Origin of the sequence: Citrobacter sp. JUb117, from assembly GCF_024809055.1 — a bacterium.
Classification (GTDB): Bacteria; Pseudomonadota; Gammaproteobacteria; order Enterobacterales; family Enterobacteriaceae; genus Citrobacter; species Citrobacter gillenii.
Window position 1 is genome coordinate 85,818 of sequence record NZ_JANUFB010000009.1, and the last position, 24,459, is coordinate 110,276.

Genomic DNA, 24,459 nt, shown 5'->3' on the forward strand with positions numbered 1-24,459 from the left:
AAACTACATCTAGTATTGATTACATCACGACACACACAACCCGACGCCATTATAGCGCCGCTTTTACACCCACAAATGGAAATACGAATCATGCGTATTATTATTTACACTCGCAATAACTGTATTCAGTGCCACGCCACGAAACGGGCGATGGAAGGCCGTGGGCTTGACGTCGAGATGATCAATGTCGATCTGGCACCCGAGCTGGCAGAAACCCTGCGCGAGCAGGGGTTTCGCCAATTACCGGTGGTGGTAGCAGGGGAAACCCGCTGGTCAGGATTTCGCCCGGACATGATCAATCGTCTGCGTCCGCAGCCCCATGTGGCCAACACATGAGCACCCTCGTCTACTTCTCCAGCAGCTCTGAAAATACCCATCGTTTTATACAGCGTCTGGGGCTGCCCGCCGTGCGAATTCCGCTTAACGAACGCGAGCGGATCCAGGTAGACGAACCTTACATTTTAGTCGTGCCGTCTTACGGCGGCGGCGGTACGGCAGGCGCGGTCCCGCGACAGGTGATCCGCTTTTTAAACGATCCCCACAATCGGGCGTTAATTCGCGGCGTCATCGCCGCTGGCAATCGTAATTTCGGCGACGCCTACGGCCGCGCGGGTGACGTAATTTCACAAAAATGCGCCGTGCCGTGGCTCTATCGCTTTGAGCTGATGGGGACGCCAGGCGACATCGACAACGTGCGAAAAGGAGTGAGCGAATTTTGGCAACAACAACCGCAGAACGCGTAGTTCAGCCCACGCTGGATTATCACGCACTTAACGCCATGCTGAATCTGTACGATAACGCCGGGCGTATTCAGTTTGAGAAAGACCATCAGGCGGTGGACGCGTTTATGACAAATCACGTGCAGCCCAACTCGGTGGTGTTTGCCAGCCAGGACGCGCGTCTGGATACGCTGGTAAGCGAAGGTTATTACGACGAAAGCGTTTTAACCCGTTACAATCGCGCTTTCGTGGTGAAGCTGTTTGCCCACGCTCACGCCAGCGGGTTTCGCTTCCAGACCTTTCTCGGCGCATGGAAGTATTACACCAGCTATACGCTGAAAACCTTTGACGGTAAACGCTACCTCGAGGATTTTGCCGATCGCGTGACGATGGTGGCGCTGACGCTGGCACAGGGTGATGAGACGCTTGCCCTGCGACTCACCGAGGATATGCTCGCCGGGCGTTTTCAGCCCGCCACGCCAACCTTCCTTAATTGCGGCAAAGCCCAGCGCGGCGAGCTGGTCTCCTGCTTCCTGTTACGTATTGAAGACAATATGGAGTCCATTGGTCGGGCGGTAAATTCGGCGCTGCAGCTTTCCAAACGCGGTGGCGGCGTGGCGTTTCTGCTCTCCAGCCTGCGCGAAGCCGGGGCACCGATTAAGCGTATTGAAAATCAGTCTTCCGGGGTGATCCCGGTGATGAAGATGCTGGAAGATGCGTTTTCGTATGCCAACCAACTGGGCGCGCGACAGGGCGCGGGCGCGGTGTATCTGCACGCGCACCATCCGGATATTCTGCGCTTTCTCGATACCAAGCGCGAAAACGCCGATGAAAAAATTCGCATTAAAACGCTGTCACTCGGCGTGGTGATCCCGGATGTTACCTTCCGTCTGGCAAAAGAGAATGCACAGATGGCGCTGTTCTCCCCCTATGACGTGGAGCGTATTTACGGGAAACCGTTTAGCGACATCGCCGTCAGCGAACGCTATGACGAGTTACTCGCCGACGCACGCGTGCGCAAGCGGTACATTAACGCCCGTGACTTCTTCCAGCGGTTGGCGGAAATCCAGTTTGAGTCCGGCTACCCCTACATCCTGTTTGAAGACACGGTGAACCGCGCCAACCCCATTGCCGGTCGCATCAACATGAGCAACCTGTGCGCGGAAATTTTGCAGGTCAACAGCGCCTCAACCTACGATGAAAACCTCGACTACGCGCAGATTGGACGCGATATCTCCTGCAATCTCGGCTCGCTGAACATTGCCCACACCATGGATTCGCCGGACTTTGGCCGCACCGTTGAAACAGCGGTTCGCGGCTTAACCGCCGTCTCCGACATGAGCCACATCCGCAGCGTTCCATCGATTGAAGCCGGGAACAGCGCTTCGCACGCGATTGGGCTGGGGCAGATGAACCTGCATGGCTATCTGGCGCGCGAAGGTATTGCCTATGGTTCAGCGGAGGGGCTGGATTTCACCAATCTCTATTTCTACACCGTCACCTGGCATGCCCTGCATACCTCCATGTTGCTGGCCAAAGAGCGTGGCCAGACCTTTGCCGGATTCAACCAGTCGCGCTACGCCAGTGGCGAGTATTTTGATCGCTATTTAAGCGGCGACTGGCAGCCAAAAACCGAGAAAGTCCGCGCGCTGTTTGCCACCCGCGGTGTGACGCTGCCGACGCGTGAAATGTGGTCACAGCTGCGTGAGAATGTAATGCGCTACGGTATTTATAACCAGAATTTACAGGCGGTGCCGCCAACCGGCTCCATCTCCTACATCAACCATGCCACCTCAAGTATTCATCCGATTGTGTCTAAGGTGGAGATTCGCAAAGAGGGTAAAACGGGGCGTGTGTATTACCCTGCCCCGTTTATGACCAACGAAAATCTGGCGCTGTATCAGGATGCCTACGAGATTGGCCCGCAAAAAATCATCGATACCTACGCCGAGGCAACCAAACACGTCGATCAGGGGCTGTCGCTGACGTTGTTTTTCCCGGACACCGCCACCACCCGCGATATCAACAAAGCGCAAATCTACGCGTGGAAAAAAGGCATCAAAACGCTGTACTACATCCGACTGCGCCAGCTGGCGCTGGAAGGTACTGAAATTGAAGGCTGCGTGTCATGCGCGCTGTAAGGAGAGCAGGATGAAGCTAAACCGCGTGAGCGCCATCAACTGGAACAAAATTGAGGATGATAAAGATCTGGAGGTGTGGAACCGGCTGACCAGTAATTTCTGGTTGCCGGAAAAAGTCCCGCTGTCGAATGATATTCCCGCCTGGCAAACGCTGAGCGTCGCCGAGCAGCAGCTCACCATTCGCGTCTTTACCGGGCTGACTCTGCTCGACACCATTCAGAATATTGCCGGCGCGCCCGCGCTGATGGCGGATGCATTAACCCCACATGAAGAAGCGGTGTTGTCAAATATCAGCTTTATGGAAGCGGTGCACGCTCGTTCCTACAGCTCTATTTTCTCCACCCTTTGCCAGACCAAAGATGTGGATGCGGCCTACGCCTGGAGTGAGGAAAATGCCGCGCTGCAACGCAAAGCGCAGATTATTTTGCAGCATTACGCCAGCGATAATCCACTGAAGAAGAAAATTGCCAGCGTATTTCTGGAATCGTTCCTGTTCTATTCCGGCTTCTGGCTGCCGATGTATTTCTCCAGCCGCGGTAAGCTGACCAATACCGCCGATCTCATCCGTCTGATTATTCGTGATGAAGCAGTTCACGGTTATTACATTGGTTATAAATATCAAAAGGGGCTGGAGCATATTTCACTGTCTGCTCGTGAGGAACTGAAGAATTTTGCCCTCGATCTGCTGATGGATTTGTACGATAACGAAGTTCACTACACGGAAGTGTTGTATGCCGAAACCGCCTGGGCCGACGAGGTGAAAGCGTTCCTGTGTTACAACGCCAATAAAGCCTTGATGAACCTGGGTTATGAGGCCCTGTTCCCGGTGGAAATGGCGGATGTTAACCCAGCAATCCTTGCCGCGCTGTCGCCCAACGCCGATGAAAACCATGATTTTTTCTCCGGTTCAGGCTCGTCATACGTGATGGGGAAAGCCGTCGAAACTGAAGACGACGACTGGAATTTCTAGATCTCATTTTCGCGGAAAATACCCTACACTTTTCGCGTTAATATTTTAACGGGATCACATTTTTATCACACAAATATCATTGTGTGATCTACACTCAATATTAGCCGCATTATTCGCCTGAGTTTCAACAATTCAGGCGACTTTTTACTGCCATTTACAAAAAATATCAAAGAAGTTTCATCCACGCTCAGCCCTTATATCACGGGAAATCTCGCCATCTGGCCTTTGGCAATATTCATGCCACAACCAAATTCAGGGTTGTCTCAGATTCTCAGTATGTTAGGGTAGAAAAAGATAACTATTTTCACCAGGTACTATATCGATATAAACAAATAACAGGAATAATTCTATTGCATGGCAATTAAATTAGAAGTTAAAAATCTCTATAAGATATTTGGCGAGCATCCCCAGAGAGCGTTCAAATATATTGAAAAAGGATTTTCAAAAGAGCAGATTCTGGAAAAAACAGGGCTATCGCTTGGCGTTAAAGACGCCAGTCTGGCCATTGAAGAAGGCGAGATATTTGTCATCATGGGATTATCCGGTTCGGGTAAATCCACAATGGTACGCCTTCTCAATCGCCTGATTGAACCCACCCGCGGGCAGGTACTGATTGACGGCGTGGATATCGCCAGGATATCCGATGCCGAGCTTCGCGAGGTGCGCAGAAAAAAGATTGCGATGGTATTCCAGTCCTTTGCCCTAATGCCGCACATGACGGTACTCGACAATACGGCCTTCGGTATGGAGTTAGCCGGTATTGCTGCGGATGAACGTCGTGAAAAAGCGCTGGATGCGCTCCGCCAGGTTGGGCTTGAGAATTACGCTCACGGATACCCGGATGAACTCTCCGGTGGTATGCGCCAGCGTGTCGGTCTCGCCCGCGCATTAGCCATTAACCCTGACATCTTATTAATGGATGAAGCCTTCTCTGCGCTCGATCCTTTAATTCGTACCGAGATGCAGGATGAGTTGGTAAAACTGCAGGCAAAGCATCAGAGAACCGTGGTCTTTATTTCCCACGATCTCGACGAAGCCATGCGCATTGGTGATCGCATCGCTATTATGCAAAATGGTGAAGTGGTGCAGGTCGGTACCCCGGATGAAATCCTGAATAACCCGGCCAATGATTATGTGCGCACCTTCTTCCGTGGTGTTGATATTAGCCAGGTATTCAGCGCGAAAGATATTTCCCGTCGTAGCCCTGAAGGCTTAATTCGTAAAACACCAGGGATTGGCCCACGTTCGGCACTGCAATTATTGCAGGATAAAGATCGTGAATTTGGTTACGTGATTGAACGCGGAAACAAGTTTGTTGGCGTGGTCTCCATCGACTCATTAAAAACCGCCTTACGTCAGGCGCAGGGTATTGAAGCCGCACTGATCGACGAACCGTTAGCCGTAGAGGCGAAAACGCCGCTGAGCGAGCTGCTTTCTCATGTCGGGCAAGCACCGTGCGCGGTACCGGTTGTCGATGAGGAACATCAGTATGTGGGCATTATTTCCAAACGCATGCTGCTACAGGCTTTAGATCGCGAGGGGGCAAACAATGACTGATCAAACAAATCCGTGGGACACGACACCAGCAGCCGATAGCGCTGCACAATCCGCTGATGCCTGGGGCACCGCGTCAAGCGCGCCTGCCGACGGCGGTAGCGCAGACTGGCTGACCAGCGCGCCCGCGCCAGCACCTGAGCATTTCAATATTATGGATCCGTTCCATAAAACGCTGATCCCGCTCGATAGCTGGGTCACCGAAGGGATCGACTGGGTGGTGACCCACTTTCGTCCCGTCTTCCAGGGCATTCGTGTCCCGGTAGATTACATTCTCAACGGCTTCCAGCAACTGCTGCTGGGGATGCCTGCGCCGGTGGCGATTATTCTTTTCGCTTTAATCGCCTGGCAGATTTCCGGCATCGGGATGGGCGTTGCCACGCTGATTTCACTGGTCGCGATTGGCGCGATTGGCGCCTGGTCACAGGCGATGATCACCCTGGCGCTGGTGCTGACCGCGCTGCTGTTCTGTGTGCTAATCGGTTTACCGATGGGGATCTGGCTGGCGCGCAGTCCGCGTGCGGCAAAGATCGTTCGTCCCCTGCTCGATGCCATGCAAACCACGCCTGCGTTCGTCTATCTGGTGCCGATTGTGATGTTATTCGGCATTGGTAACGTGCCGGGCGTCGTGGTGACGATTATCTTCGCCCTGCCACCGATTGTGCGTCTGACCATTCTGGGTATTAACCAGGTGCCAGCCGATCTGATTGAAGCTTCTCGCTCCTTTGGTGCCAGCCCGCGTCAGATGCTGTTTAAAGTCCAGCTGCCGCTGGCGATGCCCACCATTATGGCGGGGGTTAACCAGACGCTGATGCTGGCGCTTTCCATGGTCGTCATCGCCTCGATGATCGCCGTCGGTGGATTGGGTCAGATGGTACTGCGCGGTATCGGGCGCCTCGATATGGGGCTGGCTACCGTTGGCGGGGTTGGGATTGTGATCCTCGCCATCATTCTGGACCGCCTGACGCAGGCCGTCGGTCGCGACTCGCGCAGCCGGGGTAACCGTCGCTGGTACACCACCGGCCCTGTTGGGCTTATCACCCGCCCTTTCACTAAGTAATTCATCTGTTGCCCGGTGGTATTGCGCTTACCGGGCCTGCACGTCCCTCCAATAATTAAAGGAATAACGATGCGACATACCGTACTTTTTGCCACAGCGTTTGCCACCCTTGTCTCCACCAGCGCTTTCTCTGCCGACCTGCCGGGCAAAGGCATTACCGTGCAACCTATCCAGAGCACGATCTCTGAAGAATCGTTCCAGACACAGCTGGTCGCTCGTGCGCTGGAAAAACTGGGTTATACCGTCAACAAAGCCAGCGAAGTTGATTACAACGTCGGCTACACCTCTATTGCTTCTGGCGATGCCACCTTTACCGCCGTGAACTGGCAGCCACTGCATGACGACATGTACGCCGCCGCGGGCGGAGACAAAAAGTTCTATCGCGAAGGGGTATTCGTGACGGGGGCTGCACAGGGGTATCTGATCGACAAAAAAACCGCTGAGCAGTACAAAATCACCAATATCGCCCAGTTGAAAGACCCAAAGATTGCCAAAATCTTTGATACCAACGGCGACGGTAAAGCTGACATGATGGGCTGTTCACCAGGCTGGGGCTGCGAAGCGGTCATAAACCACCAGAATAAAGCCTTCGATCTGGAAAAAACGGTCGACGTCAGCCACGGCAACTACGCGGCGATGATGGCTGACACCATCACGCGCTTTAAAGAAGGCAAACCGATTCTCTACTACACCTGGACACCATACTGGGTGAGCGACGTGATGAAGCCGGGCAAAGACGTGGTCTGGCTGCAGGTGCCGTTCTCTTCCCTGCCGGGTGAGCAGAAAGACATTGACACCAAGCTGCCAAACGGCGCGAACTACGGCTTCCCGGTCAACACCATGCATATCGTTGCCAACAAGGCATGGGCAGAGAAAAACCCGGCCGCGGCGAAGCTGTTTGCCATCATCAAGCTGCCACTGGCGGACATCAACGCACAGAACGCGATGATGCATGAGGGCAAAGCTTCCGAAGCCGATGTGCAGGGTCACGTTGACGGTTGGATCAAAGCCCACCAGCAGCAGTTCGACGGCTGGGTAAAAGACGCGTTAGCTGCGCAGAAATAACCCACTCGTAGGCCTGATAAGCGTAGCGCCATCAGACACAGTAAGTAACCACACCAATGCCGGATGGTGGCGCAATGCGCCTTATCCGGCACGCAGCTCTTCACCCGCCCGAAACCGCACAATCCATCACCTAACAAATCAGCAACATTTATCCACTTCCGTTATGATTGTTTCAGAAATCCATTATTCAGCTGAAAACAATGACAAATTCCTCTCAGGGACTTAGCCGATCGCTGATCCTGCTCATGTCCATCGCCACGGGTCTCGCCGTCGCCAGTAACTATTACGCCCAGCCGCTGCTCGATACCATCGCGCGCAACTTCTCATTATCTGCCAGTACCGCAGGCTTTATCGTCACCGCGGCACAGCTTGGCTACGCCGCGGGCCTACTGTTTCTGGTACCACTTGGCGATATGTTTGAGCGGCGGGGGCTTATCGTGTCCATGACGTTACTCGCCGCTGGCGGCATGTTGATTACCGCCAGCAGCCAGTCGTTGGGCATGCTGATCCTCGGCACGGCACTGACCGGGTTGTTTTCCGTCGTAGCACAAATATTGGTTCCGCTGGCGGCCACACTCGCCACGCCGGAGACACGCGGCAAAGTTGTCGGCACCATTATGAGCGGTCTGCTGTTGGGGATTTTACTGGCTCGTACCGTGGCCGGGCTGCTGGCGAATCTCGGCGGCTGGCGCACGGTATTTTGGGTCGCCTCGGTGCTGATGGCGCTAATGGCTATCGCGCTATGGCGCGGACTGCCGAAGATGAAATCAGAAACCCATCTCAACTATCCACAGTTGTTAGGCTCGGTCTTCAGCCTGTTTATCCACGATAAACTGCTACGTACCCGGGCGATGCTGGGCTGCCTGACGTTTGCCAACTTTAGTATTCTCTGGACATCAATGGCATTTTTGCTAGCGGCACCGCCGTTTAACTATTCAGAAGGCATGATTGGCCTGTTTGGTCTGGCCGGTGCCGCCGGTGCGCTCGGCGCTCGTCCTGCAGGTGGATTTGCTGATAAGGGCAAATCCCATCTCACCACGACATTAGGTCTGTTGTTACTGCTGCTCTCCTGGCTGGCAATCTGGTTGGGTCATACGTCAGTACCGATGCTGATAATTGGCATTCTGGTACTGGATCTCACCGTTCAGGGCGTGCATATCACCAACCAGACGGTTATTTACCGCATTCACCCGGATGCGCGTAACCGACTGACCGCCGGCTATATGACCAGCTATTTTATTGGCGGGGCGGCAGGTTCACTGATTTCAGCCTCTGCCTGGCAGCATGCCGGCTGGGCTGGCGTTTGTCTGGCAGGATCGACCGTTGCCGTACTCAACCTGCTGGTCTGGTGGCGAGGTTTTCACCGCCAGGAAGCCGTAATTTAAGCGTATCGCGCGTGTTTGCCGCTGATTGAGCTCCTCAGGGTGTTAAGGAGCTCATCAGTCTGCTAAGGTTATAACTCATTGAGCCAGGTTATTTAAATTTCGGTAATGAAGCCTATAATCCTATGGAAAGCCCTGTTCCCCAGTCAGACCCCAGCCCGGCAACCTTAACGGAAGGATTCAAAGACAGTCTGCCGATCGTCATCAGCTATATTCCGGTCGCCTTTGCATTTGGTCTCAATGCCACTCGTCTGGGCTTTACGCCCGTCGAAAGCGTCTTTTTCTCCTGCATTATCTATGCCGGTGCCAGCCAGTTCGTCATCACTACCATGCTTGCCGCGGGCAGTTCGCTATGGGTCGCCGCGCTCACCGTGATGGCCATGGACGTACGCCATGTGTTGTATGGCCCTTCCCTGCGCAGCCGCATCGCCCAACGACTCAGTAAACCTAAAAGCGCAGTGTGGGCCTTTGGCCTCACTGATGAAGTGTTTGCCGCCGCAACGGCGAAGCTGGTGCGGGACAATCGCCGCTGGAGTGAGAACTGGATGATGGGGATCGCACTATGTGCCTGGATTTCCTGGGTATTCGGTACGATTATTGGCGCATTCTCCGGCAGTGGCTTACTGAAGGATTTTCCGGCGGTCGAAGCGGCGCTAGGTTTTATGCTCCCGGCGCTGTTTATGAGTTTTCTGCTCGCGTCATTTCAGCGTAAACAGTCGCTGTGTGTGACCGCGGCACTCGGCGGAGCACTGGCGGGCGTGACGTTTTTTTCTATTCCTGCCGCCATACTCGCTGGCATTGTTTGCGGATGTCTGACGGCGCTTATCCAGTCATTCTGGCAGGGGGCGCCTGATGAGTTATGAGGTTCTGCTGCTTGGCCTGCTGGTTGGCGGCGTCAACTACTGCTTTCGTTATTTACCGCTGCGTCTGGGGGTGGGAAATGTTCGCCCGACAAAACGCGGCGCAACCGGCATTTTACTCGACACCATTGGCATAGCATCAATTTGCGCCCTACTGGTGGTGTCTACCGCACCTGAAGTTATGCACGACGCTCGTCGGTTTGTGCCAACGTTGGTGGGGTTTGTTGTACTGGGCGCAAGCTATTTTAAGACCCGCAGCATCATCATTCCGACATTGCTGAGTGCTCTGGGCTACGGATTAGCCTGGAAAATGTGGGTTGTTTTATAGGTAAAAATAATCATTTTAAATAAATAATACATTTACTTTATTTGTCACTGTCGTTACTATATCGGCTGAAATTAATGAGGTTATACCCAAATGGATAGTTCGTTTACGCCCATTGAACAAATGCTAAAATTTCGCGCCAGCCGCTACGAAGAATTCCCTTACCAGGAAGTTCTTCTGACTCGTCTTTGCATGCACATGCAGGGCAAGCTGCTGGAAAACCGCAATAAAATGCTGAAAGCTCAAGGGATTAACGAGACGTTGTTTATGGCGTTGATTACGCTGGAGTCTCAGGAAAACCACAGTATTCAGCCTTCTGAACTGAGTTGCGCACTGGGTTCGTCGCGGACTAACGCCACGCGTATCGCGGATGAGTTAGAAAAACGTGGCTGGATCGAGCGTCGCGAAAGCGATAACGATCGCCGCTGCCTGCATCTACAGTTGACCGAGAAAGGCCATGCATTCTTGCAAGAGGTATTACCGCCTCAGCATAACTGTCTGCATCAGCTCTGGTCATCTCTTAGCACCACAGAAAAAGATCAGCTTGAGCACATCACCCGCAAGCTTCTGACCCGTCTTGATCAGATGGAACAGGATGGCACGGTACTCGACGCGCTGCGTTAACGCGCCGACACGCTCAAAAATCCAGATTGATAAATGAAAAACCGACAGGCCAGCAGGTCACCCTGCTGGCCTTTCTGATAAACAGGTCGGCTCAGCCGATGTGAAAAAAAATAAGATCGTGGAGAACAACATGAGCGCAAATGCGGAGACTCAAACCCCGCAGCAACCGGTCAAGAAGAATGGCAAACGTAAAAGTATGCTGCTGCTTCTGACCTTGCTCTTTATTATCATTGCCGTGGCATATGGGATTTATTGGTTTTTAGTACTGCGTCATGTCGAAGAGACAGACGATGCGTACGTGGCAGGGAACCAGGTTCAAATCATGGCGCAGGTATCAGGCAGCGTGACGAAAGTCTGGGCTGATAACACTGACTATGTCAAACAAGGCGACGTGCTGGTGACCCTCGACCAGACGGACGCTAAGCAGGCGCTTGAAAAAGCCAAGACCGCTCTGGCCTCCAGCGTGCGCCAGACGCACCAGTTGATGATCAACAGCAAGCAGCTTCAGGCCAGCATTGAGGTGCAGAAAACCGCCCTGGCGCAGGCACAAAGCGACTTTAATCGCCGCGTCCCATTGGGAAATGCTAACCTGATCGGTCGCGAAGAACTGCAACATGCGCGTGATGCCGTTGCCAGCGCGCAGGCTCAGCTTGATGTCGCAATACAGCAATACAATGCCAACCAGGCGATGATCCTCGGCAGTAAGCTTGAAGACCAGCCTGCCGTGCAACAAGCGGCCACCGAAGTGCGTAATGCCTGGCTGGCGCTGGAACGTACCAAAATTGTTAGCCCGATGACCGGCTACGTGTCCCGTCGTGCCGTGCAGCCTGGCGCGCAGATTAGCCCAACCACACCGCTGATGGCCGTTGTCCCTGCCACCAACCTGTGGGTGGACGCCAACTTCAAAGAAACCCAGCTTGCGCATATGCGCATCGGCCAACCGGCAACGGTGATCAGTGATATTTACGGCGATGACGTGAAATACACCGGTAAGGTTGTCGGCCTCGATATGGGGACCGGTAGCGCCTTCTCGCTGCTGCCAGCACAGAACGCAACCGGTAACTGGATCAAAGTCGTCCAGCGTCTGCCCGTGCGTATTGAACTGGATGCCCAGCAGTTAGCGCAACATCCACTGCGTATTGGCCTGTCTACGCTGGTAACGGTCGATACCCAAAATCGTGACGGACAGATTCTGGCAAGCCAGGTGCGTACGACGCCGGTTGCAGAAAGTAATGCTCGAGAAATCAACCTTGCTCCGGTCAATAAAATGATCGAAGAGATCGTGCGGGCCAACGCGGGCTAATTCAAAGGTGCGTGTGATGCAACAGCAAAAACCGCTGGAAGGCGCGCAGCTCGTCATTATGACGATCGCGTTGTCACTGGCGACATTCATGCAGGTGCTGGACTCCACCATTGCTAACGTGGCGATCCCCACTATTGCCGGGAACCTTGGCTCTTCATTGAGCCAGGGGACCTGGGTGATCACCTCTTTCGGGGTGGCGAATGCTATCTCCATTCCGATCACCGGCTGGCTGGCCAAACGCTTTGGCGAAGTAAAGCTGTTCATGTGGTCCACCATCGGCTTTGTCATTGCGTCCTGGGCGTGTGGGATGTCCAACAGCCTGACCATGCTGATTTTCTTCCGCGTGATTCAGGGGATTGTCGCCGGTCCATTAATTCCGCTTTCACAAAGCCTGTTACTGAATAACTATCCGCCCGCCAAACGGTCTATCGCCCTCGCGCTGTGGTCGATGACGGTGATTGTCGCCCCTATTTGTGGCCCGATTCTCGGAGGCTATATCAGCGACAACTATCACTGGGGCTGGATATTCTTCATTAACGTGCCGATCGGGGCGGTGGTGGTGTTGATGACGCTACAAACCCTGCGCGGCCGGGAAACCCGTACCGAACAGCGACGCATTGACGCTATTGGTCTGGCGCTGCTGGTTGTTGGTATCGGCAGTTTGCAGATTATGCTCGATCGCGGTAAAGAGCTGGACTGGTTCGCCTCGCAGGAGATAATTATCCTGACGGTCGTCGCCGTGGTAGCCATTAGCTTCCTGATTGTCTGGGAGCTTACCGACGATAACCCGATTGTCGATCTCTCGCTGTTTAAGTCGCGAAACTTTACCATCGGCTGCCTGTGTATCAGCCTGGCCTATATGCTCTACTTCGGCGCTATCGTCCTGCTGCCGCAGTTGTTGCAGGAGGTCTACGGATATACAGCGACCTGGGCAGGCCTGGCCTCCGCACCGGTGGGGATAATTCCGGTGATCCTGTCGCCGATTATTGGTCGTTTCGCCCACAAGCTGGATATGCGTCGGCTGGTCACGTTTAGTTTTATTATGTATGCCGTCTGTTTCTACTGGCGCGCGTGGACGTTCGAACCCGGTATGGATTTTGGCGCATCGGCCTGGCCGCAATTTATTCAGGGGTTCGCCGTAGCCTGCTTCTTTATGCCACTGACCACCATCACGCTGTCTGGCTTACCGCCTGAGCGTCTGGCAGCGGCGTCAAGCTTGTCTAACTTTACGCGAACGCTGGCAGGCTCAATCGGCACATCGATTACCACAACGATGTGGACTAGCCGTGAGTCGCTACATCACGCGCAGTTGACGGAGTCAGTAAACCCCTACAATCCTAATGCACAGGCGATGTATAGCCAGTTGCAGGATCTTGGGATGACCCAGCAGCAGGCCTCCGGCTGGCTAGCGCAGCAAATTACCAACCAGGGGCTGATAATTTCCGCCAACGAAATCTTCTGGATGTCGGCGGGGATATTCATCCTACTGCTCAGCCTGGTGTGGTTCGCCAAACCGCCATTCGGCGCGGGCGGCGGCGGCGGTGGAGCGCACTAACTCGATGTTTAAAGGGATCTGCGGATCCCTTTTTATTACATACCAGATTGCTAATCCGTTACCTGTCTGAACTCAAGCCAGTCGATCACCATGCCCGGTTTGGTCGCCTCAAACTGCAACAGATAGTTACCCGCCGTCATATCGATGCGGCATAGCTTCTGCGTAATCTGCTTCCCCAGCGCCCCGTGGGTCTGGATCGTGGCGACCACGCAGCCATTGAGCAGTAAGTTGCATCCAGTCTGGGCTAACGCCAGCCCCGCCGATGACGCGCTGAGCAGCAGATCGTAGGTCGCATCCTTCTCAAGGCTAATCACCCTCTCTCCGCTGTAGCGCAGCCGTGATACCGACGCTACCTTGATAGCTCCCCTATCCGCCAGCATAGCATCCGCATGGAATTTAGCCCTGGTTACCCGCGGCACGTCTCCCCGTTTAGCTACCTGCGTAGACAGGAGAAAACTCAGAATATTGCGGGCACAACGTTGCAGTTCCCCCAGCGTCAGCGTTCCGTCCTCCAGCGCTGAGAGCGTATTGTCATCACCGGCATTAATCTCCGCACCGTTGTTATTGACCACCATATAGAGGTCATTTTGCGCGCGGATCATCGCCGCCGTGTTGTTAACACTCGCCTCCCCCGCAGTGACAGGATCGTTCATTTTTGCCCACCAGTCCGTCATCACAATGCCCTGAAATCCCCAATCGTCGCGTAATATTGTCGTGTTCAGGCAATAATTCGCAGCAGACCAGTGCGCATTGACGGGGTTATAGGCGGTCATCACCGCACTCGCGCCACCGTGTTTGACGGCATATTCAAATCCCTTCAGATAAATTTCACGTAACGCCCTGGCCGAGACCACCGCATCAACCTGGGCGCGGGAAAACTCCTGACTGTTACAGGCAAAATGTTTCAGCGTCGCAATGCCCCCGCCAGCGCGAATACCTCGCGTCATCGCAGCAGCCATCATGCCTGTCACTAAAGGGTCCTCCGAATAATATTCAAAGTTGCGCCCGTTCAGTGGATGACGGTGAATATTCAGACCCGGCCCCAGCAGAACATCAATGTGATTTTGCTGTAGCTCCTTTCCTTCCATCATATACAGGCGCTCAACCAGCACCGGATCCCATGTGCAGGCCAGCAACGTCCCACTGGGAAGCAACGTGGCTTTTGCGCCATTATCCATGCGGATACCCGATGGACCATCCGCCGTAGACGCCACGGGTATCCCTTTTTCTCGCAGACTGTCGGTCACTCCGCCAAATGCAGATGCCACGCCGGGCGTCACTTTGAGACTACACATCCCCTCTCCGCGCACCAGACAGGCCAATTCCTCCACGGAAAGCTGGGCCAGAAATGTCTCCAGACAACGATGGCCTTGCACAACATCGCTGAAATGGATGCCTTTGTTGCCGGTCAACGGCTGCGCGGGAGGTAAACGCGATAAGATACGATCGCGTAAGGAGAAAGAGCGGCGCGGCGTGTCCTCCCATGCCTCTAACCAGCTCCCCTGTTGATGACGACCAGGCCGTAGGCGGGAGAACGCCACGCTGGGCGCCAGCGCCTGTTCATGGCGGGAGAAAACCTGGACGGATGGCACGATGAGCTCTTCACGCCCCGCGAAGCTAACCGGCTGGAGGTCACGCACGCTGTTACCGACGAACAAACAATACCCGCCCGCTTCCAGTAACCAACAGTGCGGATGACCGCTATCCCCGCTGTCATCCCACGATGTCAGACGCTCGCCAGGGATCGCCAGACCAATAATTTCACGCTCTCCCGGTTGCAGGAGATGGGTTTTACCAAAGGCAACCAGCACGCGCGAGGGCTTACCCAGCGCGCCTTGCGGTGCTTGCAGATAGACTTGAACAACCTCACTCCCCGCCCAGGTTTCGCCCGTATTCTGCACCGCAACGCTTAATTGAAAGCTGAGGGGATCGGTAATCACCTCCGCAGAGATAACCTCAAGGGTAAATGACGTATAGGAAAGCCCAAAGCCAAAGGGATACTGCACGCGCTGAGGGCAAAACGTTTCGAAATAACGATAACCGACATAAATATCTTCCTGATAAATATTCTGTCTGTCGCTTCCCCAGCAGGAGGCAGAGGGGTAATCCTCCAGTGAGTACGCAATACTGTCGGTCAGTTTTCCGCAGGGCGTGATCTCGCCGCACAATAACGCGGCGACGGCCTGTGCGCCAAACGCACCACCGTGCCAGGCGCATAGTATCGCCCCAATTCGCCCGCGTAATTCCGGGGTCTCAACCCACGACATGTCGATAATAGAAGAAATATTGAGTACGACTATCACATCGTTAAAGTGACGACAGACGCAGGCCAGCAGAGAAAATTCGTCAGGGGTCAGTCGATATCCGCCAGCAACATCGGCATTGTCTTTATCTTCTCCAGCGGTTCGACCAATAACCACAACGGCCTTTTGCGATATCGTCTTCGCCTGCGCCACTTCGCCTTCCTGCAGCGGCATCTCTTGTTGAAACCAGGGTTCCTGTGCCCAACCGCCGCCGCCGTTATCAAACGGATTTTCACCGACCCATTGCTCATACTTCTGCGCCAGCACGGGGTTTAACCGTGCAGAACAGCGTTCGCGCAAAGCCTGTAGTAAGTGACATTGCGCGACAACGTTAACGGCCCCGCCCGACCCTGTCCCACTGCGGTAATAATCAATCTGCGTGCGCCCAAACAGCGCAATAGTATCCTCAGGGCGCAGGGGAAGCACCGCATGATCATTTTTAAGTAGTACCGCCCCTTGTGCCGCAACAATCGTGGCAAACTCGCTAAACCCGTCAAGCGGTTTACCCATAAAATTCAAATGCATAATTGAGAAGCCCTGTGTCCATTGCCTTATTCTGTACTGAAATAAAACAAGGCCCATCGTTGATGGGCCTTGTTATTATCAGAAGTAATATTTGAATCTCAGACGTCCGCCGTAACGCGCATCTTCGCTGCTGTCGCCGTTATGTGGATCGGCCTCGACCCATGAGGCATAGGCACCGAGATAGATATTAAAGTTTTTCATATCCATCACGTTGGGGAATAAATATGAAGCATGGATGGTGTGGATATCATAATTGCCTGGATCGGTGATCCAGCAGTCATCTTCACACACGGCATCAATATTGGTCGCGTTGAACGCTTCAATTTTGTTATGCGCATAGATGTAACCCAGTTCAAAGCGATGCCATAACGCATTCACCCCGGCAGTAAAGTCGGTTTCATCGGTCGCATCCATATACGCCGTGTTGAGGTTAATGACAGCCCCCTCTTCAGGATCGGTTTTTTGTCCGTTCCAGGTCATGGTAAAACCATAGCCCGTACGATCTGACTGATCGATCCACTTGCCGTTATCGTAATAACCATAGGCGTTATTCACGACATTACTTTCCATCGCCAGCGCCGTGGAGAAGCGGCCATTTTGCCAGGCGATAACCGGTCGAACATAGGCCACATTTTTATCGCTGGTTAAATCCATGCCGTGATACTGCTTCTCGGAGAACAACGTACTGCCATTTTCCAGCAGCGTATTCACTTCAAAATACCAGTTATCGATGGTTTTACTCAGCAGGAAGTTACCGCCACTGTCGCTACGTCCACGCCCCTCTTTCATCATATAGATGTAGCCGTAGCCGTCACTGTAGAGGTCATTCGCCGTATTCCCCGAATACTCAACAAAGGTATCCTGATTCAGCGGGAACATATCATAGGCTTCAAAGCGCCCGACCTTAATTTTCCAGTCGTTCTCACGCCCAAAGAAGAAGACCGCATCATCGAGATTCATTTTGCCGGTCAGATCAGCCAGCGGTTGGACCGAGAAACCGGCAAAGTTACCGTTGTTCAGCCGCTGGTAGCCATCAAATCCCAGCAGCAGACGTCCGTTGATATCCCAGCGCTCATTGGTTCCCGGCGCCCAGTCTTTGTTGGCGGAGGTGCGCATTGATGTCAGGCTACCGGAACGACTGGCAGCATCCATATTAAACTCCACGTCACCGTAGAATTTAATATCGCTGAATCCGGATAACGTCAGTTTTGGTGGGTTAGCGCCTGCTGCGACGGGTTCGGCTGATTCAACTTTCACCGTAGGTGCTGCCGCTACCTGTTGTTGCTGTAGCGACTGAACCTGCGACTCGGCGTCAGTTGCCCGCTGTTCTGCGCGAATAACACGCTGCTCCAGTTCAGCAAGACGTTGCTCAATGGTACTATTATTTGCAGCCCACAGGTTTTGAGATAAGCAAGCACCGATCATCAGCGCCAAATATTTCGCTTTCATTATTCATCCCTAAAGTTTGATGTATACCAGATGAGATGTCGTAAACATCTCATCCTCCTGCTATTACAATATTTTGGTTATTATCAGGAATGCGCAAACTTACCGCTTTTAAGGTCGGTGACAATGCCATTCATTCTTGCTTCTGTTAATCCATAGAATTTAATAGAGAATGCCGTCAGAATATAAAACACTGCAGGAATAATGGTAAATAATAACGTAACGCCCTGTACGGCAGACGCGGACTGCACAGCACTACCTGAGGCATAATCAAATGCTGCGAGTACCCAGCCCAAAATAGCACCACCAACGGCAACACCCAATTTGATGACAAAAATATTTGCTGCGACGTTCATTCCGGTAATTCGACGGTGCGTTTTCCATTCACCGTAATTATTCGCATCGGTAATCATCGACCATTGCAGAGCACCATTACCGCCCTGAATAATGGAAATAATAATATGAACCGCAAGCACAACTATCCAATACTGAACCGGCACAAAGAAGCACAGCACACCAAATACGGCTGTGAGTAAGTTAACCCAAAAAGAGAGTTTGATTTTACAGAACCGGGTACCAAAGGGTTTAGCAAGTATCGACCCCAGCATTGAGGCAAACATGCTACCCAGCATAAAGACGGTAATAATATCAGCACCTTTGTTCAGCACCGTGTTAACGTAGTAAACGACTGCCCCACCGCGCAGCACCACCGCAACCAGCATCATAAAGTTATAAACAGATAAAATACGCCACTGTTCATTCTTGAATAAAATTTTTACATCACGGGTAATATTGAGGTTTTCCTCTTTGATCGGCTGCACACGTTCTTTGGTGGTTAAAAAACAGATGATAAACATCAGACAACCAATGACGCCGAAGATAGCCATTGAAACCTGAATCCCCGTCGCTCTATCACCAGGATAGAGATAATCTGCCAGCGGTAAAATTAACGCTGTTCCCAGCGCACCGCCGATTGGCGTAATCGCAAAACGCCATGACTGCAAGGACAGGTTTTCACGCGGGTCGGACGTCAGCGCAGCACCCAGTGAGCAGTAAGGAATATTAATGGCTGTATACATCAGCGTCATAAAGATATATGCCGCCACCGCATAGACCACTTTTCCACTGTCGGAAAAATCAGGAATGGAATAAACCAGCACACAGCTGACGGCAAAGGGTACACAAATCGCCATTAGCCATGGGCGAAAACGTCCCCAGCGCGTGGAGGTTGCATCGGCAATCGCCCCCATAATGGGATCGGTAATCGCATCCAGCAAGCGGACCAGTAAAAACATCGTTCCCATTACCGCAGGCGGTAAACCATAAATATCAGTATAAAAATACGCAAGAATTGCTACCGAAGAGTCAAAAACGATGTGGCTGGCCGCGTCACCCAGACTGTACCCCACCTTTTCCCTGATCGATATCTTGTCCCCTGTAGACATACAAACTCCTTTGCCAATACAAAAATGTAACCGGTTTCTGTCGTAGGGTATTTTTAAAACATCTTATCTGGCCTAATCCATTATGTTTTTCTGTTAACTGTTTATGTTTTTTTCTTTATGTGATCGCAGCGAGGTAGGTTTACTTATTGGCCCTTATTTTTGTTTCTTCGCTCACGTTTTATTCGTTGCGAACTTGTTAGTTATTAACACAAAATAATATTCACCAAACAAATGTAATATAAATATTTTATGGCTAAGGGAAAATGATAATAAAAAACCCCGGTTGCAGGCCGGGGTTTTCGAATAACAGGAAAACGTAATAAACCAGACTAAATATGCAGTTCCTGCAATTTTTCTTTCGGCAGCGCCAACTCTTCATTACTGTTAACACGTACGTCATGTTCCAGAATATGACGGGCAATTTCCTGCGCTTCGCTCAGCGAATGCATTTGATACGTTCCACACTGGTAGACGTTCAGTTCCGGGATCTGATTTTGATCCTGCACTTTCAGCACGTCAGCCATCGCCGCTTTCCAGGCGTCAGCCACGCGCTGTTCGTCCGGCGTGCCAATCAGGCTCATGTAGAAGCCAGTACGGCAGCCCATTGGAGAGATATCGATAATCTCAACGCCATTACCGTTAAGGTGGTTACGCATAAACCCGGCAAACAGGTGTTCCAGCGTGTGGATCCCTTTTTCAGGCATCACTTCTTTGTTCGGAATGCAGAAACGCAGATCAAACACGGTGATGGCGTCGCCATGCGGGGTGTTCATCGTTTTTGCAACCCGGACTGCGGGAGCTTCCATCCGGGTGTGATCGACAGTAAAACTATCTAACAACGGCATTTAGCCACCTCCGATAAAATTTTTAAAAATAATCTGAACTCTTTGTTCCGGGGCGAGTCTGAGTATATGAAAGACGCGCATTTGTTATCATCATCCCTGGTTTCAGAGATGAAATTTTGGCCACTCCCGAGTGGCCTTTTTCTTTTGTATCAAGCGTGCGTTTCCAGCCACGCGGCAAACGGCTCAGTATCCGCCGCTTCAATCTCCTGCTGACGACGCTTTGAAGCCGCTGTTTCAGCAATAAACGCCTCTTCCTGCACGATCTCTAACGGCTCTTCACGCAGCAGATTGCGATAAGCCTCGCCCAACGCTTTGCCCGTGCCGCCAATGCCCGTATCAATCATTGACCGCAGGATCCGCGCGGAGAATGTCAGTTCAGGATTATCAAAGCAGGCAACCAGTTCGTCACAGACTTTTTGATACTCCTCTCCTCCATGGATGCTGTCCAGCGTTTGCGCCACGCGCTTCAGGTCACGGAACAGATCTTTACCCACTTTCGGCAGCGGGAACTGGGCGGTTTCACAGCCAATGCCTAGCGTCAGGCCCGGCTTACGTCCTTCCAGAATCACACGATTCCAGTTGGTACGCGTGCAGAGCAGTTCATCGCTGCTCATTTCCGGAGCGTCCGCCAGGACACACCACACCATAAACAGATCGAGGAAACGTACCTGCTGCTCATCTACGCCGATGGGTGAGAAGGGGTTAATATCCAGCGAACGCACTTCAATGTATTCAATGCCGCCGCGAAGCAGCGCATCTGACGGCGATTCACCGCTACGGGTTACCCGTTTCGGGCGAATAGGCGCATACAGTTCATTTTCAATCTGCAGTACGTTGCTGTTAATTTGCAGACGTTTACCGTCTTTCTCCAGACCGATCGCCGCGTACTCCTCGGAAGGGGTTTTAATCGCGCGTTTTAATCCTGCCACATACTCATGCAAATCGTTAAACGTAATACCGAGATTGCTTTGCGACTTATTGGTATAACCCAAATCGCTCAGGCGCAGCGATGTCGCGTACGGCAGGTAATACATACCACAGTCCGTTTTTTCAAACGGTAGAGTTGTCGGCTTTCCTTGCAGGAAAGAAGAACAAATCGCCGGAGATGCGCCAAACAAGTACGGGATCACCCAACCAAAACGATAATAGTTGCGGATCAGGCGGAAGTAGCCAGCAGACACTTTCTCTTTGGCATCTTCATCGTCCGTTACGCCACATTTCGCCTGCCAGAATGCCATCGGCAGCGAGAAATTATAGTGAACGCCGGAAATCGTTTGCATCAGCGCGCCGTAACGGTTTTTGAGACCTTCACGGTAGAGCGTTTTCAGACGACCAATATTCGAGGTACCGTATTGCGCCAGTTCAATATCCTGACCTTCAGCGATATAGCAAGGCATGCTCAGTGGCCACATACGCTCGTCGCCCAGATTTCTGGCGGTATAGCGATGCAGATCACGCATAAACGTGAGCATTTTCTGGATGTCGTCGCCCGGAGGAGTAATAAACTCCAGCAGCGCTTCGGCAAAATCCGTTGTTATCCATTTATGCGTCAGCGCTGAGCCTAACACATCCGGGTGGCCTGTCGTCGCCAATGAGCCATCAGCATTAACACGCAGCGTTTCGCGCTCCAGACCACGTTGAATCCCCTGTAACGCCTGAGGATTTTTTTCCAGCCAGGCCAGTGCCTGTGATACGTCCGGGATCAAATTGACCTCCCGCCTGTCAAAATCGTTTTAATTAGCATCATAGTATTGGTTACCCTACAGGCATTTCCACAACACAATTAGTGCCACCACATAATGCCCTGCGTCGTAACCGCTGCGACCACAACATAACGCAACGCTTTGCCAAGGCATAAAAAAAAGAGTACTGGCCCCCACGAGATGCGCATCCATCCCGCTAGCAGGCACAGCAAATCCCCCACAACCGGCATCCAGCTTAATAATAGTGTGACAGCGCCATAGCGCTGCAGCCACCCCATCGCTTTCTCTTGCCATCGTGACGTTTTACGTAACGGGAAGAAACGCCCAAGGATAACGTTAGTTAACCCTCCAAGGCTATTACCCATTGTTGCTGTTAAGACTAAGACCCAGGGATGACTCACCCCGGAAACCAGCAGAGCCACTAAAACAACTTCAGAATTTCCAGGTAACAGCGTGGCGCTGAAGAAACTGCTGGCAAACAGTGACAGGAGTGACAGTCCATCACTCACAATAACCGGACATCCACGGCATCCATACCGGCCGCACGTGCAGCCTGCAGGCCGAAGTCAGCGTCTTCAAATACCACGCATTGAGTCGGGACAACGCCCATACGCTCGGCACACAGTAAAAACGTGTCAGGTGCGGGTTTATGGCGTTGTACGTGGTCAGCTGCGACGACGGCATCAAAATAGTGACGTAGCCCTAAATGCGCGAGCAGCGCCTCTGCAATGGCACTTTCGCTCCCGGTACCGACCGACATAGGCCGACGACCATGCCAGGCTTTAACAACATCAATAAGCGGCAATGGCTGAACGCTATCCAACAGCATGCTTTTAACGCTGTCGGTTTTTTCACGCGCCAGCGCGTGGGGATCGAGATCGGCATGATTCAGTTCAATGACCGACTGTGCAATACGCCACGTTGGGGAACCGTTGAGTGCGACCATGGCCTGCTCGTCAAAACGGAGCCCATGACGCCCTAACACCTCATGCCACGCTTTACGGTGCGTTGGCTCGGTATCGAGAATGGTGCCATCCATATCAAAAATCAAACCCGCATAACGTTCGTACATCGTCTTCTCACAAGCCGAATGACCAGACGTTACTTTATCGTAATTGATTGATTTTGTCGCTGACAGCGAATTGAGGATTGTTTTAGAAGTTTGATTCAGAAAAAGAGAGATGGTGCTGGGGATTATTTCGGAGAAGATGGTGCATCCGGGAGGATTACTCACTGGCGTTCACCCTACGGGCCGTTGCTGAAGCAACGTTATCCTCCCTGGTGCTTGCGACTGTCTCGCAGACCATGAAATAACGGTTTAGCTGTTATTTCGGAGAAGATGGTGCATCCGGGAGGATTCGAACCTCCGACCGCTCGGTTCGTAGCCGAGTACTCTATCCAGCTGAGCTACGGATGCATCAGGGAACTATTGATTTACAACTAATACTTCGGAGAAGATGGTGCATCCGGGAGGATTCGAACCTCCGACCGCTCGGTTCGTAGCCGAGTACTCTATCCAGCTGAGCTACGGATGCATCAGGGAACTATTGATTTACAATTAATACTGCGGAGAATATGGTGCATCCGGGAGGATTCGAACCTCCGACCGCTCGGTTCGTAGCCGAGTACTCTATCCAGCTGAGCTACGGATGCATCAGGGAAACTACTTTAGTGCAGATTTTTGATACCGCTGCTAAGGCCGTATCGATTATCCATTCTTTCATTGCTGAAGAAACAGAAAATATGGTGCATCCGGGAGGATTCGAACCTCCGACCGCTCGGTTCGTAGCCGAGTACTCTATCCAGCTGAGCTACGGATGCAAATGGCGGTGAGGCGGGGATTCGAACCCCGGATGCAGCTTTTGACCGCATACTCCCTTAGCAGGGGAGCGCCTTCAGCCTCTCGGCCACCTCACCAACAACGCCTCTTGCGAGTGCTTCGAAGAACTTGTTTCTGCTCATCGTCGCTGCGTGGCGCACATATTACTTTCTGGTACTTATAAGTCAAACAATTTTTCCAGTGCTTTTATCGTTTGCACATTTCACGCGCAATTAGTCTGCAAAAACGGCAAAAAGAGTGTTTTATCAACAGATAAATTGGCGTTTTCTCGGGGGGGCGGGCAAACAGAAAAATTGAGGAAAAGGCAAAAAGTGCAGTGCAGCAGTGAAAACAGCGTGAAATCAGAAGAACAAGATGGGTGTCAGGAGGTAAAGCGAAAAGGAAAAGTAACAGAAACAGGAAAAGAGAGGCGCTAAATCAGGTTGCGCCTCACCAGAAAGGTGAGACGCGAAAACCTTAGTAACTGGACTGCTGGGATTTTTCAGCCTGGATACGCTGGTAGATCTCTTCCCGATGGACAGAAACTTCTTTCGGGGCGTTTACGCCGATGCGTACCTGGTTGCCCTTCACCCCTAAAACTGTCACGGTGACCTCATCGCCAATCATGAGGGTTTCACCAACTCGACGAGTCAGAATCAGCATTCTTTGCTCCTTGAAAGATTAAAAGAGTCGGGTCTCTCTGTATCCCGGCATTATCCATCATATAACGCCAAAAAGTAAGCGATGACAAACACCTAAGTGTAAGCAGTCACGGCATCACATTCTGTTAAACCTAAGTTTAGCCGATATACACA

21 protein-coding genes and 5 tRNA genes are annotated in these 24,459 nt (G+C 52.4%); 13 read left to right on the forward strand and 13 right to left on the reverse strand.

Going from position 1 to position 24,459, the window contains the following annotated elements; translation table 11 throughout:
• The first annotated feature begins 90 nt into the window (after nucleotides 1-90).
• The 13 genes from nrdH to emrB all read left to right on the forward strand — a co-directional run bounded on the left by nrdH (nucleotide 91) and on the right by emrB (nucleotide 13,558).
• Nucleotides 91-336 carry a glutaredoxin-like protein NrdH gene (gene nrdH, locus M2374_RS19025; protein WP_115257654.1) on the forward strand — a complete coding sequence of 82 codons (246 nt, stop codon included), beginning with the start codon at nucleotides 91-93 and terminating at the stop codon, nucleotides 334-336.
• On the forward strand, nucleotides 333-743 hold the full coding sequence (gene nrdI, locus M2374_RS19030; protein ID WP_135911537.1) for a class Ib ribonucleoside-diphosphate reductase assembly flavoprotein NrdI: 411 nt from the start codon (nucleotides 333-335) through the stop codon (nucleotides 741-743). Before nrdH ends, nrdI begins: the two co-directional genes overlap by 4 nt.
• Nucleotides 716-2,860, forward strand: coding sequence for a class 1b ribonucleoside-diphosphate reductase subunit alpha (nrdE, locus tag M2374_RS19035; protein WP_259155688.1), 2,145 nt, complete (start codon nucleotides 716-718; stop codon nucleotides 2,858-2,860). Before nrdI ends, nrdE begins: the two co-directional genes overlap by 28 nt.
• A gap of 10 nt (nucleotides 2,861-2,870) precedes the next feature.
• Nucleotides 2,871-3,830 (forward strand): class 1b ribonucleoside-diphosphate reductase subunit beta, encoded by a 960-nt coding sequence (nrdF, locus tag M2374_RS19040; protein WP_135911535.1) that lies wholly within the window; start codon nucleotides 2,871-2,873, stop codon nucleotides 3,828-3,830.
• 354 nt (nucleotides 3,831-4,184) lie between these two features.
• Nucleotides 4,185-5,387, forward strand: coding sequence for a glycine betaine/L-proline ABC transporter ATP-binding protein ProV (gene proV / locus M2374_RS19045; RefSeq protein WP_096756003.1), 1,203 nt, complete (start codon nucleotides 4,185-4,187; stop codon nucleotides 5,385-5,387).
• Complete coding sequence (proW, locus tag M2374_RS19050) at nucleotides 5,380-6,444, forward strand: glycine betaine/L-proline ABC transporter permease ProW (RefSeq protein WP_146717380.1); 1,065 nt, start codon at nucleotides 5,380-5,382, stop codon at nucleotides 6,442-6,444. The genes proV and proW overlap by 8 nt, the downstream gene beginning before the upstream one ends.
• A gap of 69 nt (nucleotides 6,445-6,513) precedes the next feature.
• Nucleotides 6,514-7,509 carry a glycine betaine/L-proline ABC transporter substrate-binding protein ProX gene (gene proX, locus M2374_RS19055; RefSeq protein WP_181688833.1) on the forward strand — a complete coding sequence of 332 codons (996 nt, stop codon included), beginning with the start codon at nucleotides 6,514-6,516 and terminating at the stop codon, nucleotides 7,507-7,509.
• 200 nt (nucleotides 7,510-7,709) lie between these two features.
• Nucleotides 7,710-8,894 carry an MFS transporter gene (locus M2374_RS19060; RefSeq protein WP_181491048.1) on the forward strand — a complete coding sequence of 395 codons (1,185 nt, stop codon included), beginning with the start codon at nucleotides 7,710-7,712 and terminating at the stop codon, nucleotides 8,892-8,894.
• A gap of 122 nt (nucleotides 8,895-9,016) precedes the next feature.
• A complete protein-coding gene (locus M2374_RS19065) occupies nucleotides 9,017-9,754 on the forward strand; it encodes an AzlC family ABC transporter permease (RefSeq protein ID WP_115257649.1) in 738 nt (245 codons plus the stop codon).
• Nucleotides 9,744-10,079 (forward strand): L-valine transporter subunit YgaH, encoded by a 336-nt coding sequence (gene ygaH / locus M2374_RS19070; protein ID WP_096755999.1) that lies wholly within the window; start codon nucleotides 9,744-9,746, stop codon nucleotides 10,077-10,079. Before M2374_RS19065 ends, ygaH begins: the two co-directional genes overlap by 11 nt.
• A 90-nt stretch (nucleotides 10,080-10,169) precedes the next feature.
• Entirely contained in the window at nucleotides 10,170-10,700 is a 531-nt protein-coding gene (gene mprA, locus M2374_RS19075) for a transcriptional repressor MprA (protein ID WP_096755998.1), read from the forward strand.
• Nucleotides 10,701-10,830: 130 nt separating this feature from the next.
• Complete coding sequence (gene emrA / locus M2374_RS19080; RefSeq protein ID WP_096755997.1) at nucleotides 10,831-12,003, forward strand: multidrug efflux MFS transporter periplasmic adaptor subunit EmrA; 1,173 nt, start codon at nucleotides 10,831-10,833, stop codon at nucleotides 12,001-12,003.
• Nucleotides 12,004-12,019: 16 nt separating this feature from the next.
• Nucleotides 12,020-13,558: a multidrug efflux MFS transporter permease subunit EmrB gene (gene emrB, locus M2374_RS19085; protein WP_115257648.1), complete on the forward strand. Its 1,539-nt coding sequence runs from the start codon at nucleotides 12,020-12,022 to the stop codon at nucleotides 13,556-13,558.
• A 50-nt stretch (nucleotides 13,559-13,608) separates the two neighbouring features.
• Here the strand turns inward: emrB and M2374_RS19090 are convergent, their stop codons facing one another.
• From M2374_RS19090 to csrA, 13 genes are all read right to left on the reverse strand, one after another.
• A complete protein-coding gene (locus M2374_RS19090; protein ID WP_181688832.1) occupies nucleotides 13,609-16,386 on the reverse strand; it encodes a glycoside hydrolase family 3 N-terminal domain-containing protein in 2,778 nt (925 codons plus the stop codon).
• 78 nt (nucleotides 16,387-16,464) lie between these two features.
• On the reverse strand, nucleotides 16,465-17,835 hold the full coding sequence (locus tag M2374_RS19095) for a carbohydrate porin (protein WP_115257646.1): 1,371 nt from the start codon (nucleotides 17,833-17,835) through the stop codon (nucleotides 16,465-16,467).
• Between the two features lie 83 nt (nucleotides 17,836-17,918).
• On the reverse strand, nucleotides 17,919-19,277 hold the full coding sequence (locus M2374_RS19100) for a glycoside-pentoside-hexuronide (GPH):cation symporter (protein ID WP_181688831.1): 1,359 nt from the start codon (nucleotides 19,275-19,277) through the stop codon (nucleotides 17,919-17,921).
• A 329-nt stretch (nucleotides 19,278-19,606) separates the two neighbouring features.
• Nucleotides 19,607-20,122, reverse strand: a complete 516-nt coding sequence (luxS, locus tag M2374_RS19105; protein ID WP_135911530.1) for an S-ribosylhomocysteine lyase — start codon at nucleotides 20,120-20,122, stop codon at nucleotides 19,607-19,609.
• A gap of 149 nt (nucleotides 20,123-20,271) precedes the next feature.
• Complete coding sequence (gene gshA, locus M2374_RS19110; RefSeq protein ID WP_115257643.1) at nucleotides 20,272-21,828, reverse strand: glutamate--cysteine ligase; 1,557 nt, start codon at nucleotides 21,826-21,828, stop codon at nucleotides 20,272-20,274.
• A gap of 77 nt (nucleotides 21,829-21,905) precedes the next feature.
• Nucleotides 21,906-22,334, reverse strand: coding sequence for a YqaA family protein (locus tag M2374_RS19115; RefSeq protein ID WP_181688830.1), 429 nt, complete (start codon nucleotides 22,332-22,334; stop codon nucleotides 21,906-21,908).
• On the reverse strand, nucleotides 22,331-22,897 hold the full coding sequence (gene yqaB, locus M2374_RS19120) for a fructose-1-phosphate/6-phosphogluconate phosphatase (RefSeq protein WP_096755991.1): 567 nt from the start codon (nucleotides 22,895-22,897) through the stop codon (nucleotides 22,331-22,333). The genes M2374_RS19115 and yqaB overlap by 4 nt, the downstream gene beginning before the upstream one ends.
• A 268-nt stretch (nucleotides 22,898-23,165) precedes the next feature.
• Nucleotides 23,166-23,242, reverse strand: a tRNA-Arg gene (locus tag M2374_RS19125).
• 41 nt (nucleotides 23,243-23,283) lie between these two features.
• A tRNA-Arg gene (locus M2374_RS19130) sits at nucleotides 23,284-23,360 on the reverse strand.
• Nucleotides 23,361-23,401: 41 nt separating this feature from the next.
• Nucleotides 23,402-23,478, reverse strand: a tRNA-Arg gene (locus tag M2374_RS19135).
• 91 nt (nucleotides 23,479-23,569) lie between these two features.
• Nucleotides 23,570-23,646, reverse strand: a tRNA-Arg gene (locus tag M2374_RS19140).
• A 3-nt stretch (nucleotides 23,647-23,649) separates the two neighbouring features.
• A tRNA-Ser gene (locus M2374_RS19145) sits at nucleotides 23,650-23,742 on the reverse strand.
• 379 nt (nucleotides 23,743-24,121) lie between these two features.
• Nucleotides 24,122-24,307: a carbon storage regulator CsrA gene (gene csrA, locus M2374_RS19150; protein WP_000906486.1), complete on the reverse strand. Its 186-nt coding sequence runs from the start codon at nucleotides 24,305-24,307 to the stop codon at nucleotides 24,122-24,124.
• Nucleotides 24,308-24,459: the final 152 nt, after the last annotated feature.